This window comes from Limnohabitans sp. TS-CS-82 (genome assembly GCF_002943475.1).
The window spans coordinates 537,090-550,099 of sequence record NZ_PTQX01000001.1 but is presented as its reverse complement, the minus strand read 5'-3'; the positions used below and the strand labels follow the sequence as shown (position 1 = coordinate 550,099).

General features: G+C 57.1%; 17 protein-coding genes. 7 read left to right on the top strand and 10 right to left on the bottom strand.

All coding sequences use genetic code 11. The annotated features are described in order from the left end of the window. Positions 1–29: 29 nt before the first annotated feature. From C5F52_RS02615 to C5F52_RS02600, 4 genes are all read right to left on the bottom strand, one after another. Positions 30–908, bottom strand: a complete 879-nt coding sequence (locus tag C5F52_RS02615; protein ID WP_104796756.1) for a LysR substrate-binding domain-containing protein — start codon at positions 906–908, stop codon at positions 30–32. A 15-nt stretch (positions 909–923) separates the two neighbouring features. Beyond that, the gene (gene purU, locus C5F52_RS02610) at positions 924–1,769 is read right to left on the bottom strand and encodes a formyltetrahydrofolate deformylase (RefSeq protein WP_104796755.1); all 846 of its coding nucleotides are present in this window, start codon (positions 1,767–1,769) and stop codon (positions 924–926) included. Positions 1,770–1,841: 72 nt separating this feature from the next. After that, complete coding sequence (locus C5F52_RS02605) at positions 1,842–2,123, bottom strand: DUF3567 domain-containing protein (protein WP_104796754.1); 282 nt, start codon at positions 2,121–2,123, stop codon at positions 1,842–1,844. A 59-nt stretch (positions 2,124–2,182) separates the two neighbouring features. Beyond that, positions 2,183–3,295, bottom strand: a complete 1,113-nt coding sequence (locus C5F52_RS02600; RefSeq protein ID WP_161499636.1) for a DUF3108 domain-containing protein — start codon at positions 3,293–3,295, stop codon at positions 2,183–2,185. A gap of 11 nt (positions 3,296–3,306) precedes the next feature. On the opposite strand from C5F52_RS02600, the gene C5F52_RS02595 reads away from it, so the two are divergent. Beyond that, on the top strand, positions 3,307–4,266 hold the full coding sequence (locus tag C5F52_RS02595; protein WP_104797136.1) for a fumarylacetoacetate hydrolase family protein: 960 nt from the start codon (positions 3,307–3,309) through the stop codon (positions 4,264–4,266). Between the two features lie 76 nt (positions 4,267–4,342). Here C5F52_RS02595 and C5F52_RS02590 read toward each other — a convergent pair whose 3' ends face one another. Both C5F52_RS02590 and C5F52_RS02585 read right to left on the bottom strand, forming a co-directional pair. After that, positions 4,343–4,714, bottom strand: coding sequence for a hypothetical protein (locus tag C5F52_RS02590; protein ID WP_104796752.1), 372 nt, complete (start codon positions 4,712–4,714; stop codon positions 4,343–4,345). Positions 4,715–4,726: 12 nt separating this feature from the next. Further along, a complete protein-coding gene (locus C5F52_RS02585) occupies positions 4,727–5,092 on the bottom strand; it encodes a TraR/DksA family transcriptional regulator (protein ID WP_104796751.1) in 366 nt (121 codons plus the stop codon). A 137-nt stretch (positions 5,093–5,229) separates the two neighbouring features. On the opposite strand from C5F52_RS02585, the gene C5F52_RS02580 reads away from it, so the two are divergent. The 5 genes from C5F52_RS02580 to C5F52_RS02560 all read left to right on the top strand — a co-directional run bounded on the left by C5F52_RS02580 (position 5,230) and on the right by C5F52_RS02560 (position 8,761). Continuing rightward, entirely contained in the window at positions 5,230–5,586 is a 357-nt protein-coding gene (locus C5F52_RS02580; protein ID WP_104796750.1) for a DUF2946 family protein, read from the top strand. A gap of 111 nt (positions 5,587–5,697) precedes the next feature. Then, positions 5,698–6,249, top strand: a complete 552-nt coding sequence (locus tag C5F52_RS02575) for a YcnI family protein (RefSeq protein ID WP_104797135.1) — start codon at positions 5,698–5,700, stop codon at positions 6,247–6,249. A gap of 15 nt (positions 6,250–6,264) precedes the next feature. Continuing rightward, positions 6,265–6,759, top strand: coding sequence for a copper chaperone PCu(A)C (locus tag C5F52_RS02570; protein WP_104796749.1), 495 nt, complete (start codon positions 6,265–6,267; stop codon positions 6,757–6,759). A gap of 62 nt (positions 6,760–6,821) precedes the next feature. Then, complete coding sequence (locus tag C5F52_RS02565; protein ID WP_104796748.1) at positions 6,822–7,484, top strand: PhaM family polyhydroxyalkanoate granule multifunctional regulatory protein; 663 nt, start codon at positions 6,822–6,824, stop codon at positions 7,482–7,484. Then, entirely contained in the window at positions 7,481–8,761 is a 1,281-nt protein-coding gene (locus tag C5F52_RS02560; protein WP_104796747.1) for an FIST N-terminal domain-containing protein, read from the top strand. Before C5F52_RS02565 ends, C5F52_RS02560 begins: the two co-directional genes overlap by 4 nt. Before the next feature lie 25 nt (positions 8,762–8,786). Here the strand turns inward: C5F52_RS02560 and tgt are convergent, their stop codons facing one another. The 3 genes from tgt to C5F52_RS29630 form a co-directional block, all read right to left on the bottom strand. Further along, positions 8,787–9,953, bottom strand: a complete 1,167-nt coding sequence (tgt, locus tag C5F52_RS02555) for a tRNA guanosine(34) transglycosylase Tgt (protein WP_104796746.1) — start codon at positions 9,951–9,953, stop codon at positions 8,787–8,789. Beyond that, positions 9,940–11,037, bottom strand: coding sequence for a tRNA preQ1(34) S-adenosylmethionine ribosyltransferase-isomerase QueA (queA, locus tag C5F52_RS02550; protein ID WP_104797134.1), 1,098 nt, complete (start codon positions 11,035–11,037; stop codon positions 9,940–9,942). Before queA ends, tgt begins: the two co-directional genes overlap by 14 nt. 91 nt (positions 11,038–11,128) lie before the next feature. Then, positions 11,129–11,854 carry a hypothetical protein gene (locus tag C5F52_RS29630; protein ID WP_146100021.1) on the bottom strand — a complete coding sequence of 242 codons (726 nt, stop codon included), beginning with the start codon at positions 11,852–11,854 and terminating at the stop codon, positions 11,129–11,131. A 97-nt stretch (positions 11,855–11,951) separates the two neighbouring features. On the opposite strand from C5F52_RS29630, the gene C5F52_RS02545 reads away from it, so the two are divergent. Next, the gene (locus C5F52_RS02545; protein WP_104796745.1) at positions 11,952–12,194 is read left to right on the top strand and encodes a helix-turn-helix domain-containing protein; all 243 of its coding nucleotides are present in this window, start codon (positions 11,952–11,954) and stop codon (positions 12,192–12,194) included. On the opposite strand, the gene C5F52_RS02540 is transcribed toward C5F52_RS02545, so the two are convergent. Further along, positions 12,191–12,946, bottom strand: coding sequence for a hypothetical protein (locus C5F52_RS02540; protein WP_104796744.1), 756 nt, complete (start codon positions 12,944–12,946; stop codon positions 12,191–12,193). The two genes, C5F52_RS02545 and C5F52_RS02540, sit on opposite strands and share 4 nt — an antisense overlap. Between the last annotated feature and the right edge of the window lie 64 nt (positions 12,947–13,010).

Below are 13,010 nucleotides of genomic sequence, written 5' to 3'. Positions count from 1 at the left end.
AGAAAGTTACACCCGCGCGTGAAGCCAATTTAAGGGACGGCTTTTTTCAGCCAATCCGCAAAGGCCGCGCACTCCCAGCGGTCCATCGCGCCCGTGCGCCAACACAGGTAATGCCCATGCGGGCTAGGCACTTGGCGCGGGAAGATGCGCACCAGCGTGCCGTTTTCAAGCCAAGGCGCGCCCAGTTTCAAGCGAACCAAGCCAACGCCTAGGCCCTGAGCTGCGGCATCGCACATCAGGCCAATGTCGTTGAAGCTGCTGCCATCAATCGGCTCAGGCCAGTCTTGGTCATGCGCGGCAAACCACGTCCGCCAAGGCTCCAAGGGGCTGCGCAACAAGGTGGCATCGGCCAAGTCCTCTGCGTTCTCAAACGGGCCGTGTTCGCGGATGTAGGCGGGCGAGGCCAAGGGCGTCACATCGTCTTTCATGATGCACACATGCTCTACGTCTGCATAACGGCCAGTGCCAAAGCGGATGGTCAGGTCGGCGTCTTCGGCCACCACGTCCAACAGCGGGATGCTCACTTGCAGGGTGATGTCGATCTCGGGGTAGGCATCGGCAAACTGTCGCAGGCGCGGCATCAGGATGGAGCGGGCAAAGGTGGGCGTCACGGCCAAGCGCAGTTTGCGTTTACCAGGCGTGGCGCTGCCGTCTTTGCCGGGGAAGCGTTCCAAAATCGCCAAGCCCTCGCGCACATGGGCGAGGTACTCGCTGCCTTCGGTGGTGAGCGAAAAGTCGGCGCGGCCGAAGAGCTTGACGCCCAGCAACTGCTCAAGCTGCTTCACGCGATGGCTCACCGCGCTGGGTGTCACGCATTGCTCTTCAGCAGCTTGCGTGACCGAGCGCAACCGCGCCAACGCCTCAAACGTGAGCAAGCACTGAATGGGCGGGATGCGGCTGGCGCTCATGAAGAAGTGGGCGCTTTATTTGAAGATGACGGTCTTGTGGCCGTTCAACAGCACGCGGTGTTCGCTGTGCCATTTCACAGCGCGGGCCAACACTTGGCTTTCTGTGTCACGGCCTTGGGCGGTGAAATCTTCCACGGTTTTGCTGTGGTCCACGCGGGCCACGTCTTGCTCAATGATGGGGCCTTCGTCCAAATCGGCGGTCACGTAGTGGGCGGTAGCGCCAATGAGCTTGACGCCACGGTCGTGGGCTTGGTAATACGGCTTGGCACCCTTGAAGCTGGGCAAGAAGCTGTGGTGAATGTTGATGGCGCGACCAGACAATTTCTTGCACAAGTCGTCGCTCAAAATTTGCATGTAGCGGGCCAGCACCACCAGCTCTGCGCCTTCAGCTTCAATCACTTCGTATGCTTTGGCTTCGGCTTGTGCCTTGGTCGCTGCGGTGACGGGAATGTGGTGGAACGGCACGTTGTAGCTGGCCGCCAGTTGGTAAAACTCGCGGTGGTTGCTGATGATGGCTCGAATGTCCAAAGGTAGCAGGCCGCTTTTGACGCGGAACAACAAGTCGTTCAGGCAATGGCCTTCTTTGCTGACCATCAACACCGTGCGCATAGGTTGGGTGGTGTCGTGCAGCGTCCACTTCATGCCGAAGGTGTCGGCAAAGGTGGCGAGCTGTGCACGTAACTCGTCTTGGTCTACGGCATCGCAGGCAAATTGCACGCGCATGAAGAACAAGCCCGTGTCGGGGTCGTTGTACTGAGCGGCTTCTTCGATGTTGCCTTTGCGCTCCAGCAAAAAGCCAGACACGGCGTGCACGATGCCCTGGCGATCAGGGCAAGACAAATTAAGGATGTATGCAGTCATGTGCGCAATTGTAGGTAGGACTGGACATGAAAAAGGGCGCCGAAGCGCCCTAGGTGTCGTGCGTGTGCAGGCTCAGTGCACCACAACTGGGTTTTGGGCCAGCACGGCGTAGCCGGCCAAGGTGTCTTCCACCTCTTCTTGGGTGGGGGCGTTTTCTTGCCACGCACGCAAATGCACCTGAAATTGCTCGGCCCACGAGCCTTCGAGGTAAATCTCTTTGCCAGAACGTTTGTCTACGATCTCAAAGCCATGACGGGCCAAGGCGGGCACGTCTGGGCGGACAGGCACCAACGCGTCGTCTTGCACGTGCAGGTGCATCACGGAATACGTGTCGGAGTTGTAGAGCATGTCCATGGGAATCTTTCGGCTGAAAACGAATTGCATCTAAGCATATCGGATTCAAAAGCCCAAATTCAAGGGCTGGGTTTTTCGGCGGTGTTTAAAAGTTGGTCCACAAAGTCGCCGTTGGCGTTGGTGATGCGCAAACGCACAGGCAAATAGCCCAATGTGGGGGCAAACCAAAGCTCAATGTGCTGGTCAAACTCACGGCGGGGCTTGCGGTTGAGCTTGATGGCACCGATCTCGCCAAAGGGCAATTGCAGCAACTCTTCTTTTTCCACCAAGAAGTGCCAGACCTCCGCCTCGCGCTGCGACACAGTTTGGAACGACAGCATCGTGCCCAGCGGGAAACGCGTGGGGTCGCCTGCCAATAGGGTGCTGATTTGAATCACCACGCTCAAGCGGTCTTGCGCGCCTTTGAGCAGCGGCGCATCGGGCGAATTGGCGCTGAAGCTGATGATGCCTTTGTCGCGCTGAAAGTGCGCAGCCAGTTCGCTGCGACCCTTGTCGCCAAAGCGTGTGGGCATGAGGCCTTCGGGCCCTAACGTGCCCTTGCTGACTTGGGTGCGCGAGCCAAGCAAAAATGCGCTGACGGTCAAACGCGAATCGTAGTTTTGGCCGTCTTGTTGCCACGCGAGTTCGGCCGAGGCCCAGTAATTCAAACCTTTGGCTTGGCCTTGCACTTTGTATTTCAGCAGAGCCGATTCGGGGGCTTTGAACGCGGTGGCTTGGGTGAGTCCATCGCTGCCGGTGCGGTTGTGAGGCGGCAAGTCAAGGCCAGAGGCCTGACGAGGCGGCAGGGCGACAGGCGCAGCCAGGTCGACACCGAAATCGTCGAAGTTCAATGGTTTTGTTTTGGATGTCGATGCGTCGACAGCGCTTGCGTTGGCATTTGTATCCGCAGCATCAGTTGGCTTGGGTTGGGTGCGGGCCGGCTGCACAGGCTTTGGCACTTGCGGTGCGCGTGGTGCAGCGACCTCGATTTGGCGCGTCACCATGGCTTGGGGATGCAAAGGCTGGCCCGGCTCCGGCGTGAACCACATAGGGCCACCTGCCAGCAGCCAGAGGTGCATCAACAACACGCCAGACACCAGCAGCACCGCGTGTTTGCGCTGCAAATGCGGATGGCTAACAGGTGCGTTGTTGACGTGGGCGGCTACCTGCATGGCGGGCGCGTGTTCTTTCATAGAATCGTGGCATGAAATTAGCCACATACAAAGACGGTACACGCGATGGACAACTGGTGGTTGTGTCGCGCGACTTGAGCACCGCGCATTATGCGACGGGCATCGCCACCCGCATGCAGCAAGCGCTGGACGACTGGGGCTTCATCGCCCCCCAACTGCAAGACTTGTATGAAACCCTCAACAACGGTAAAGCGCGCCACGCCTTCCCGTTTGACCCTGCACTTTGCATGGCCCCGCTGCCCCGCGCCTACCAGCGCCTGACGGGCAATGCCTACGCCAATCACGCCGCCTTGTTGGGCGAGGGTGAGGGCGATTTGGTGATGCACCAAGCCGCCAGCGATGCACTGATGGGCGCAAACGACCATGTGGTGTGTGCCAACGAAAACCTAGGTGCAGACTTCTCTGCCGAAATCGCCGTCATCACAGGTGACGTGCCCGTGGGTGCATCGGCTGACGATGCGCTTGAAAGCATCCGCTTGGTCATGCTGTCCAACGCCATCACCCTGCGCAACGTCACACACAACGTGCAAAGCCACCCCGCTGCGTCATTCAGCCCCGTGGCCGTGACGCTGGATGAGCTGGGCGACGCATGGGACAACGGCAGCGTGCACCTGACCGTGCAAGTGGCATGGAACGGCCGCAAGGTCGGCATGTGCGACGCAGGCACAGACATGACGCATCACTTCGGCCAACTCGTGGCCTATGCCAGCAAAACGCGCGCACTGCGTGCAGGCACCGTGGTCAACAGCGGCACAGTCAGCAATGCGGGCTTTGAGAAAAACGGCAAAACTGAGTGGCCCAAAGGCTATAGCTGCATCGCCGAAAAACGCGCCATGGAAACTGCGCTCGATGGCAAGGCCACCACCGAGTACATGAAGTTTGCCGACACTGTGCGCATCGAAGCCAAAGGCAAAGATGGCCAAAGCGTGTTTGGTGCCATCGAGCAAGAACTGGCCTCGCTAGACGCTTAAACAAACGTTTCGCCAAAACAAAAAGCCCGCTGCTGTAGCGGGCTTTTTGTTGTCGGCCACGCACGTGGCTGAAGGTTTACTTCAGGTGCGCGGGGTCTGCGGCCATTTTGTCGAACTTCTTGAAGTACTGACGTGCCATGGCCACCACTTGTGCATCGGTGGGGTGGTCGCTGGCGACGCTGTCCACCACGTTCACATGGGCGTGGTGTTGTTTGCACCAGTCACGGAACTCATCGCGAGCTTTACCTGGTCCGGTGACCAACACTTCGTGTGTGCCTTCTAGGGCTTTGGCAATGTCGGCATACAGGTGTGCGGTGTCGGTGGGTTTGCCTTGGTGTTTGTGGTGGGTGCGTGATTTGACGCGTTGGCTCTCCACGTGCTCACGGTCGAACATCAGCACGTGGGCTTCTTGGTGGTCCATCCAAACAACGGCGTGAAAAGTGGTCATGTGTTTTCTTTCTTAGTGGTGGTTGTGTTCAGATTTTTCTTGGCAGCCAATGCAGCGCGCTGCTTCGGGTGCTGCGTTCAGGCGTGCTTCGGAAATCGTGGCATCGCAATCGACGCAATGGCCATACGTGCCAGCACTTAAGCGAGCCAAGGCGTCGTCAATCGCAGCCAGCTCGGCGGTTTCGTGTTCGTTGATGGCGAACTCCAAATCGCGTGCGGTGTTGACCTGTGCGTCTGAGTCTTCGTTGTGCGCGAAGTGCTCGGCCGCCACTTCTGCGCGGCTGGCTTTGCCACCGCGTTGCTGTGCAATTTGTGCAAGCAAGTCGGCGCGTTGGGTTTCAAGCTTTTGCTTGAAGGCTGTGGCGTGTTGTGCGTCCATGGAAGCTCCTCTATTTATGGTTTGATGTTGCGCCCATCATGCGCTTCATTCCTTGATGGATGTCAATGAATCCTCGTTTTCACCTAGGCAGGGCAGACGTTGCGAATATGTCCAATGCGTCAGACATAATTTCAAACATGCAACGCTTGCGTCACGCCATCCAACTCACCCGCCTTGTGCTGGTGTGGTTTGCGTTGTCTGTTGGCGTGGCCATTGCATCGCCCATCGTCAACCCGCAGGGCATGGACTTGGTCTGTACCAGCACGGGCAGCATGAAGCTGGTGGTGCAAAGTGACGATGAAGCTGCCGCATCCACCCACACGCTGGACTGCCCTTTGTGTGCCTCCATCAGCGCACCACCTCCTGCGTTGAACACTGCGTTGACCCAACCTTCCCCACTGGCCCATGTCATGCAGCCCATCGCTGCAGCGCACATTGCGGCTCTCACTGCGCCCCCGCTGCCTTCGCGTGGGCCGCCTGAACTTTCCCTCTGAGTTTTAAACGGGCGCGCGGCCTTGTGCCGCCGCTTGGTGTGCTGGCTTTGTGCTGCGCGTTCGCACACAGGTCAGATGCAATTGACGCAAGTTCAAACAGAAGGAAACAAGATGAATCAATTTTTCAAAACACTCGCCCAGTGCATCTGGGCTTGCTTGGCGGCTACGGCGCTGCAGGCACACGCCCACATCGTCTTGACAGAACCGCAAGCGGTGGCTGGCAGTTATTACAAAGCTACGTTACGTGTGGGGCATGGCTGCAACGGTGCGGCAACCCATGGCCTGGTCGTGCAAGTGCCCGCTGGCTTTGAAGGGGCCAAGCCGCAACCCAAAGTAGGCTGGACCATCACCACCCGTAAAGCCCAACTGAACAAGCCGTACATCAGCCATGGCAAAACCGTGACCGACGATGTGGTGGAGTTGCGCTGGACGGCGACACACAAAGACAATGCCCTGCCCGATGACCAGTTTGATGAATTCGCCTTCATGGGACGTTTGCCCAACCAAGCAGGACCTTTATGGGTGAAGGTGTTGCAGGTGTGCGAGAACAGTCAAAATGATTGGTCAGACATTCCAACCCAAGGCACCTCGACACGCGGCCTCAAATCACCTGCTGCTTTGCTAGACGTGCAAGCCGCACCCAAACACGAACACCACCATTAATTCAAAGGAGCATTTATGAAATTTACGAAACACCTCATCGCCACCGCATTCGCCACTGCGTGCGCGGTCAACGCGTATGCCCAAAACGTGACCATCACCGACGCATGGGCACGCGCCACTGTGCAAGGCCAAAAGGCCACCGGTGCATTCATGAAAATCACCGCCAAAGACAACGCCAAATTGGTGGGCGTGAGCAGCCCCGTCGCAGGCGTGGCTGAGATTCACGAAATGAAGATGGACAAAGACGTGATGCGTATGAACGCCTTGCCCAACGGCCTAGACTTGCCCGCTGGCAAAGCGGTCGAGCTCAAGCCTGGCGGCTATCACGTGATGTTGATGGACTTGAAAGCACCCTTGGCCAAAGACACTACCGTGCCTGTGACGCTGACGTTTCAAGATGCCAAAGGCGTGAAGTCCAACGTAGAGCTGAAAGTGCAAGTGGGCATGCAAGCACCCATGATGCAACATCAAAAACAGATGGAACACAACCATGCTGACCACAAGCACTGAGCTGTCAGCCAAGCGTGGGCTGGGTTTTGGTTTAATGCGACCTATACATACAGGAGACAGACATGACCCACCCAGCCGGTTTTGATTTCACCAAGTTCGTTCCGGGCTTTGACTTTTTAAAGAACCTCACGCCCGGAGGTGGAGCCACATCATCTGCTGCGCCTGGTTGGGTGGCTCCTACGCTGGACCCTGAAGAGCTTGAGAAGCGCATTCAAGAACTCAAGACGGTTCAGTTTTGGCTGGAACAAAACAGCAAAGCAGTGGGCGCCACCATTCAGGCTCTCGAAGTGCAGTGCATGACGCTCAATACCTTGAAGGGCATGAACATGAGCTTCAACGATTTGGCTGAGTCGCTCAAGGTCAAGCCGCAAGAAGCGGCGCAACCAGCACCTGCCCAGCCTAAATACGCATTCACGCAAGCAGCGCCTGCACAGGCAGAAGCTGCGGCAGAAGAGCCAAAAGCCCAACCTAAAGCCAGCAAGTCACGCAGCAAAAAAGCTGCGGCTGCTGGTGTGGACCCTTCTCATTGGTGGGGCGCTTTGACGGACCAGTTTCAGCACATCGCCACACATGCCATGAACGACATGGCGCATCGCGCACAAGCACACGCCACCACTGGTGCTGCCAAGCCTGCTGCTAAAAAATCGGCCGCCAAAACAGCTGCGCGCAAACCTGCCGCCCGCAAAACACCCGCGCGTAAAACCGCCACCAAATCCAAACGATGAAACTCTTCCCCTACGGTCACGCCACCCACCCGCAGTGGGAAATGGCCGCAGGCTTGGTGCTGGCGCAGTTGCGCGCGCACATGGCCTTGCCCGAGTACGCCAGTGCGCCGCACCTTGGTTTGATTTACATCACCGACCACTACGCCACGCACGCACAAGACATCTTGTCGCACCTCAGCGCTGAGCTGCCGGAGGTGACCGATTGGGCGGGCACCGTGGGGGTGGGTATTGCGGCCAACAACGTGGAATATTTTGATGAGCCAGCGCTGAGTGTGATGTTGTGCGACATCTCGCCTGAGCACTACCGCGTGTTCAGCGGCGTGGCCCCGTTGGCGCAAGCCGGCATGGGTGCCAAGCATGGCAGCAGCTTTGTGCCGCACACGGCCTTGTTGCATGCCGATGCACACACGCCCGATGTGCCCGAGTTGATTGCCGAGTTAGCACAACGCACGGCCAGCGGCTATGTGTTTGGTGGCTTGTCGGCCAGCCGAACCGATGTGGTGCAGTTTGCTTTCAGTGGCGACGGCAACATCGCAGGGCAGGGCCATGCTGCAGGCGTGTTTCATGGCGGCTTGAGTGGTGTGGCGTTTGATGCCAGCGTGGCCATGGTGTCGCGCGTGACGCAGGGGTGTTTGCCCATCGCCCAAACGCACACCATCACCCGTGCTGACAACAACGTGGTGCTGACCCTAGACAACGAACCTGCGCTGCATGTGTTGGAGCGCGATTTGAAAATCAGCCTGGCTGACAAGCAGCCTGCGATTGCCAAAGTGCGTGCCACTTTGGTGGGGTTATCAGCCGCGCACGACCCAGCTGTGAAGCGCACAGGTGAGTTTGACGATGCGGTGTTGGTTCGCCACATCGTCGGCATCGATCCCGCACGCGAAGCGGTGGCTGTGGCGCAGCCGGTGGAGGTGGGTATGCGCCTCACGTTTTGTGAGCGCAATGCCGCTGCGGCACGCGCAGACCTGACACGCATTTGTGCCGAAATTCGCGAGGCCCTAGAGCCCGAAGAAATGACGGCTGACTTGGCGGGCGCACTCAGTGCCGACACCAACATCAACCCGCATCCCGCACGCCGCATGGCGGGTGCTATTTATGTGAGCTGCGCAGGGCGCGGCGGTCCACACTTTGGTGGCGAGAGTGCTGAGATGCACATCGTGCGCCGCGCATTGGGCGATGTGCCGCTGGTGGGTTTCTTTGCCGGTGGCGAAATTGCCCACCAAGAGCTGCATGGCTACACCGGCGTTTTGACGGTGTTCACCACTGAGGTTTGATGGCGCTGCCGCTTAGCGGCGGGGTTTAAACCCCGCGTGCGCGGTCTTCTTTGAACTTGGCGCGGAATGCGCCGAACTGCCCTGCTTCTAAAGACTCGCGCACTTCGCGCATGAGGTTGAGGTAGTAGTGCAGGTTGTGTACTGTGGTCAACATGGGGCCGAGCATTTCGCCGCAGCGGTCTAAGTGGTGCAAGTACGCACGGCTAAAGCCGCCGCTGGTTGTGCCGTCGGGGCGTGTGTGGCCGGCGCAGGTGTAGCAGGTGCAGGTGCTGTCGAGTGGCCCGTGGTCTGCCTTGTGACGGGCATTGCGCAGCTTCAAATCGCCATAGCGGGTGAAGATGGTGCCGTTGCGTGCATTGCGTGTGGGCATGACGCAGTCAAACATGTCTACGCCATCGGCCACGCCTTGCACCAAGTCTTCGGGTGTGCCCACACCCATCAAGTAGCGTGGTTTGTTTTCGGGCATGCGATGCGGTGTGTGCGCCATGATTTCTAGCATTTGGTCTTTGGGCTCGCCCACGCTCACGCCGCCAATGGCGTAGCCGGGGAAGTTCATGTCCACCAGCGCATCGAGTGACTCTTGGCGCAAGTTGGTAAACATGCCGCCTTGCACGATGCCAAACAGGGCGTTGGGGTTTTCTAAGCGTGCAAATTCGTCTTTGCTGCGCACGGCCCAGCGGCGGCTCATCTCCATTGACTTGCGAGCCTCGGCCTCTGTGGTGAGGTGGCCTTTGGTTTCGTAAGGTGTGCACTCGTCGAGTTGCATGACGATGTCACTGTTGAGCGTGGTTTGAATTTGCATGCTCACCTCGGGTGACATGAATAACTTGTCGCCGTTCACGGGCGAGGCAAACGTCACGCCTTCTTCGGTGATTTTGCGCATCGCACCCAGCGACCACACCTGAAAACCGCCGCTGTCGGTGAGGATGGGTTTGTTCCAACGCTCAAAGTCGTGCAAGCCGCCAAAGCTTTGCATCACATCGAGGCCAGGGCGCATCCACAGGTGGAAGGTGTTGCCCAAAATGATTTGCGCGCCCATTTCTTCGAGGCTGCGAGGCATCACGCCTTTGACCGTGCCGTAGGTGCCCACGGGCATGAAGATAGGGGTTTGCACCACGCCGTGGTTGAGCGTGAGCGTGCCGCGGCGGGCATGACTAGATGTGTCTTTGGTGAGAACGTCAAACTTCAACATGGTTGGTCTTTCTTTGTAGCAGCATGGCGTCGCCGTAGCTGAAGAATCGGTATTGGTGGGCAATGGCGTGGCGGTACAGCGCGTGCATGTGCTCGAAGCCAGCAAACGCGCTGACCAACATGAGCAATGTGCTCTTGGGTAAATGGAAGTTGGTGATCAACACATCCACCACCTGGAACGTAAAGCCGGGCGTGATGAAGATTTGTGTGTCGCCACTCGTCAGCCCACTTTGCGCCCAACTCTCTAGCGTGCGCACGCTGGTCGTGCCCACCGCCACCACGCGGCCACCGCGTGCGCGGCAATCGGCAATGGCTTGGATGGTTTCTGGCGGGATGTTGTACCACTCGCTGTGCATGCGGTGCTCGGCCAAGTTCTCGGTCTTGACTGGCTGAAACGTGCCCGCTCCCACATGCAGCGTGACGCTGGCGCGAGACACGCCTTGGGCTTCTAGCCCTTGTAGCACGCCTTCGTCAAAGTGCAGCGCTGCGGTGGGGGCCGCGGCGGCACCGGGGTGTTTGGCAAACACGGTTTGGTAACGGCGCTCGTCCTCGGCTTTGTCTTCCTCGGTTTCGTGTTGCGCGTCGGCGGTGTTTTGGTGGCGCTCGATGTAGGGCGGCAGTGGCATGTGGCCGTGCGCTTGCATCAGTGTGTGCGGCTCGTCGCTGAACTTGAAGCGAAACAGTTGGCCGTCTTCATTGGGCCAGCGGCCCAAGAGCGTGGCGTTGAATCCGCCGTTATTTTTGCCGCCGACCATCAACAGCTCAGTACCCACGGGCGGCTTTTTGCTCACCTTCATGTGGGCCACCACTTCGTGGTTCGTCAGCACGCGTTCAACCAAGAGCTCCAGCTTGCCGCCGGTGGGCTTTTCGCCAAACAAACGGGCTTTCACCACTTGGGTGTCGTTGAACACCAGCAAATCGCCAGCTTTGAGGAGGGAGGGGAGGTCTTTGAAAGTGCGGTCGACCAAGTCGGCCGAGCGGCCATCGAGCAAGCGTGAGGCGCTGCGTTCAGAGGCGGGGTGTTGCGCGATCAGCGACTCGGGCAGATGGAAATCGAAATCGCTGAGGGTGTAGGTGTGAAGCATGCGCTTGAGGGCCGGACAGGCCCGTTCCAAGTAAAAACAGCCGTGATTTTCGCACGGCTGTTTTAAAGTCTAAAAGTACGCTAACTAGTTATTACTGTTTTGTGCCAATCACAATGACACCATCATCTTTGTTGGGCGTTAATGCAAGTGATACAAACTTATTGGGGGTGACGGTAGTATCGATATACGCGACTCCAGCCATTGAGCTTTGTCCAACGGCACATGACGAACCACTGGCTGCTAGATTTAAGTTGTAAACATTTTTCCCGCCTGATCGAGGAACAAGTGTTCCGACGGTTATGCAGTTTGTTTGATTTAGCGTGAATGCGCCTGATCCATCAATTGTTATGGATCCTGGCACTAGAGAGTAGGAGCGAGACCTTCCGACAAAGGTCCACGTTCCTGCTGCTGCCCCTGCAGTTGCCGCCGTATCGTATGTGGATGAATAAGTTAGCGGGACGGTCGCACCGTTTGTGCTGGTGAGCGACATCGATGTCTTGGCTGTTACAGGGCCAGTAAGAGTGCCTGGCGTTGATGCATTTGTAACGAAGTTGAAATCTGTCCCATTAATTGAGACGTTGTTTCCATTCGTAGTGGCAGTCCCGTAAAGGGCTCCGTAAATGGTTGATCCAGAGCTATAAATTCCCCAAGTTTCTCCTGTTTCAAGGACAACCGTGTTTACCGTATAGCCTGTGGAAGCGGCGCCAGACCAGTAGCCCTGAGCATCCGCATTCAACGTTGAGCCGCCGCCTCCCCCGCCTCCGCATGCAGTTAGGGCTAGTGACATCACAAGAGCTAAAAGTTTCAGAGTACGCATAGGGTTCTTTCTAGTGGGTTGTTAAAAGTTTTCACTTTGAGTATATATACGAATTAGTGTGTATGTGAATTAGGCATAAATTGAGACATTCCTATGGGTGAAACCCTCGCTTCAACAATCTTTTGGACTATGCGTACGGGCTCTGCGGCAAGAGCAGGGCTTGACACAAGTTGTGTTCAGCGAAAAGTGCGGTTTCTATCAAACCTACCTGAGCCGCATTGAGAACGGCCAAGCGAACCCCACGCTGAACGCGATGGAGGTCATCGCGGTAGGGCTGGGGTTGACGGTGTTTGAATTGTTTGAACGGGTGCGCGAGCAGGCGCAGGCTGGTAAGCCCTAGTTCAGGCGGCCTTGAACCGTGAAGCCATCGGCGTCAATACGGTCATATTGAATCAGTTGAAGTTGATTGACCCCGTTGCTCAAATTTACCAAGTAACGGAACTGTTCTGTTTTGTCAAGTGGCGCTGAGGCGTAGCTGGTGGTGGTCGTATCGTAGTGTTTGACTATGAGATTAAAGATGACAGAGTAGGCCGTGTCTTCTTCGATAGCGTAAGACCACACTTGTATGCCAACTTTGGCAGAGTTGCTACTTGTGTATTTGTCTACAACCCCAATGACGCCCGTATCCCCCACTTTTGCTGAGGTCGGAAAAGCAGCCACTGCTCGCCACACATAAACATATAAGTTGTCATAGGCGTAGTAGTTTTTGTATTGGCTGTTGACGACAGCGTAGTAGTAGTAGATGTTGGTGATGTTTGCTGCCGATTTGTTTTCGTAGGGCGAGTCACAAGGGCTTGCAGCGCCATAAGCAATATTGGTTGACACGACATTTGCCATAACTTGAACGCCTGCGACGTTGGCCGTGCTGTTGGACAAGATGTATGTGCCTGGACATGGACCGTGGGCTTTGAGTTGCGATGCGTACGGTGCATTGTTGAGGTTCGTCCAGGCATCTTGAATGTCAAAGCTGCTGGCCGAAATGGCGCGCGCACTGGGGTCTGAGCTGGCCCAGTCGTCGTTGCCAGCACCACCGCCGCACGCTGTGAGCGAGAGCGCCAAGACTAAGACACTTGTTAAGACTTCATGTTTCATTGTATTTTTGTATTCTTAAATACAAGTTATTGAATCACAATTGTTGCATTGCTGGTTATTTCTA

Coding starts and splice junctions, on each gene's coding strand:
- C5F52_RS02615 (WP_104796756.1), bottom strand. CDS start 908: ATGAGCGCCAGCCGCATCCCGCCCATTCAGTGCTTGCTCACGTTTGAG.
- purU (WP_104796755.1), bottom strand. CDS start 1,769: ATGACTGCATACATCCTTAATTTGTCTTGCCCTGATCGCCAGGGCATC.
- C5F52_RS02605 (WP_104796754.1), bottom strand. CDS start 2,123: ATGGACATGCTCTACAACTCCGACACGTATTCCGTGATGCACCTGCAC.
- C5F52_RS02600 (WP_161499636.1), bottom strand. CDS start 3,295: ATGAAAGAACACGCGCCCGCCATGCAGGTAGCCGCCCACGTCAACAAC.
- C5F52_RS02595 (WP_104797136.1), top strand. CDS start 3,307: ATGAAATTAGCCACATACAAAGACGGTACACGCGATGGACAACTGGTG.
- C5F52_RS02590 (WP_104796752.1), bottom strand. CDS start 4,714: ATGACCACTTTTCACGCCGTTGTTTGGATGGACCACCAAGAAGCCCAC.
- C5F52_RS02585 (WP_104796751.1), bottom strand. CDS start 5,092: ATGGACGCACAACACGCCACAGCCTTCAAGCAAAAGCTTGAAACCCAA.
- C5F52_RS02580 (WP_104796750.1), top strand. CDS start 5,230: ATGCAACGCTTGCGTCACGCCATCCAACTCACCCGCCTTGTGCTGGTG.
- C5F52_RS02575 (WP_104797135.1), top strand. CDS start 5,698: ATGAATCAATTTTTCAAAACACTCGCCCAGTGCATCTGGGCTTGCTTG.
- C5F52_RS02570 (WP_104796749.1), top strand. CDS start 6,265: ATGAAATTTACGAAACACCTCATCGCCACCGCATTCGCCACTGCGTGC.
- C5F52_RS02565 (WP_104796748.1), top strand. CDS start 6,822: ATGACCCACCCAGCCGGTTTTGATTTCACCAAGTTCGTTCCGGGCTTT.
- C5F52_RS02560 (WP_104796747.1), top strand. CDS start 7,481: ATGAAACTCTTCCCCTACGGTCACGCCACCCACCCGCAGTGGGAAATG.
- tgt (WP_104796746.1), bottom strand. CDS start 9,953: ATGTTGAAGTTTGACGTTCTCACCAAAGACACATCTAGTCATGCCCGC.
- queA (WP_104797134.1), bottom strand. CDS start 11,037: ATGCTTCACACCTACACCCTCAGCGATTTCGATTTCCATCTGCCCGAG.
- C5F52_RS29630 (WP_146100021.1), bottom strand. CDS start 11,854: ATGCGTACTCTGAAACTTTTAGCTCTTGTGATGTCACTAGCCCTAACT.
- C5F52_RS02540 (WP_104796744.1), bottom strand. CDS start 12,946: ATGAAACATGAAGTCTTAACAAGTGTCTTAGTCTTGGCGCTCTCGCTC.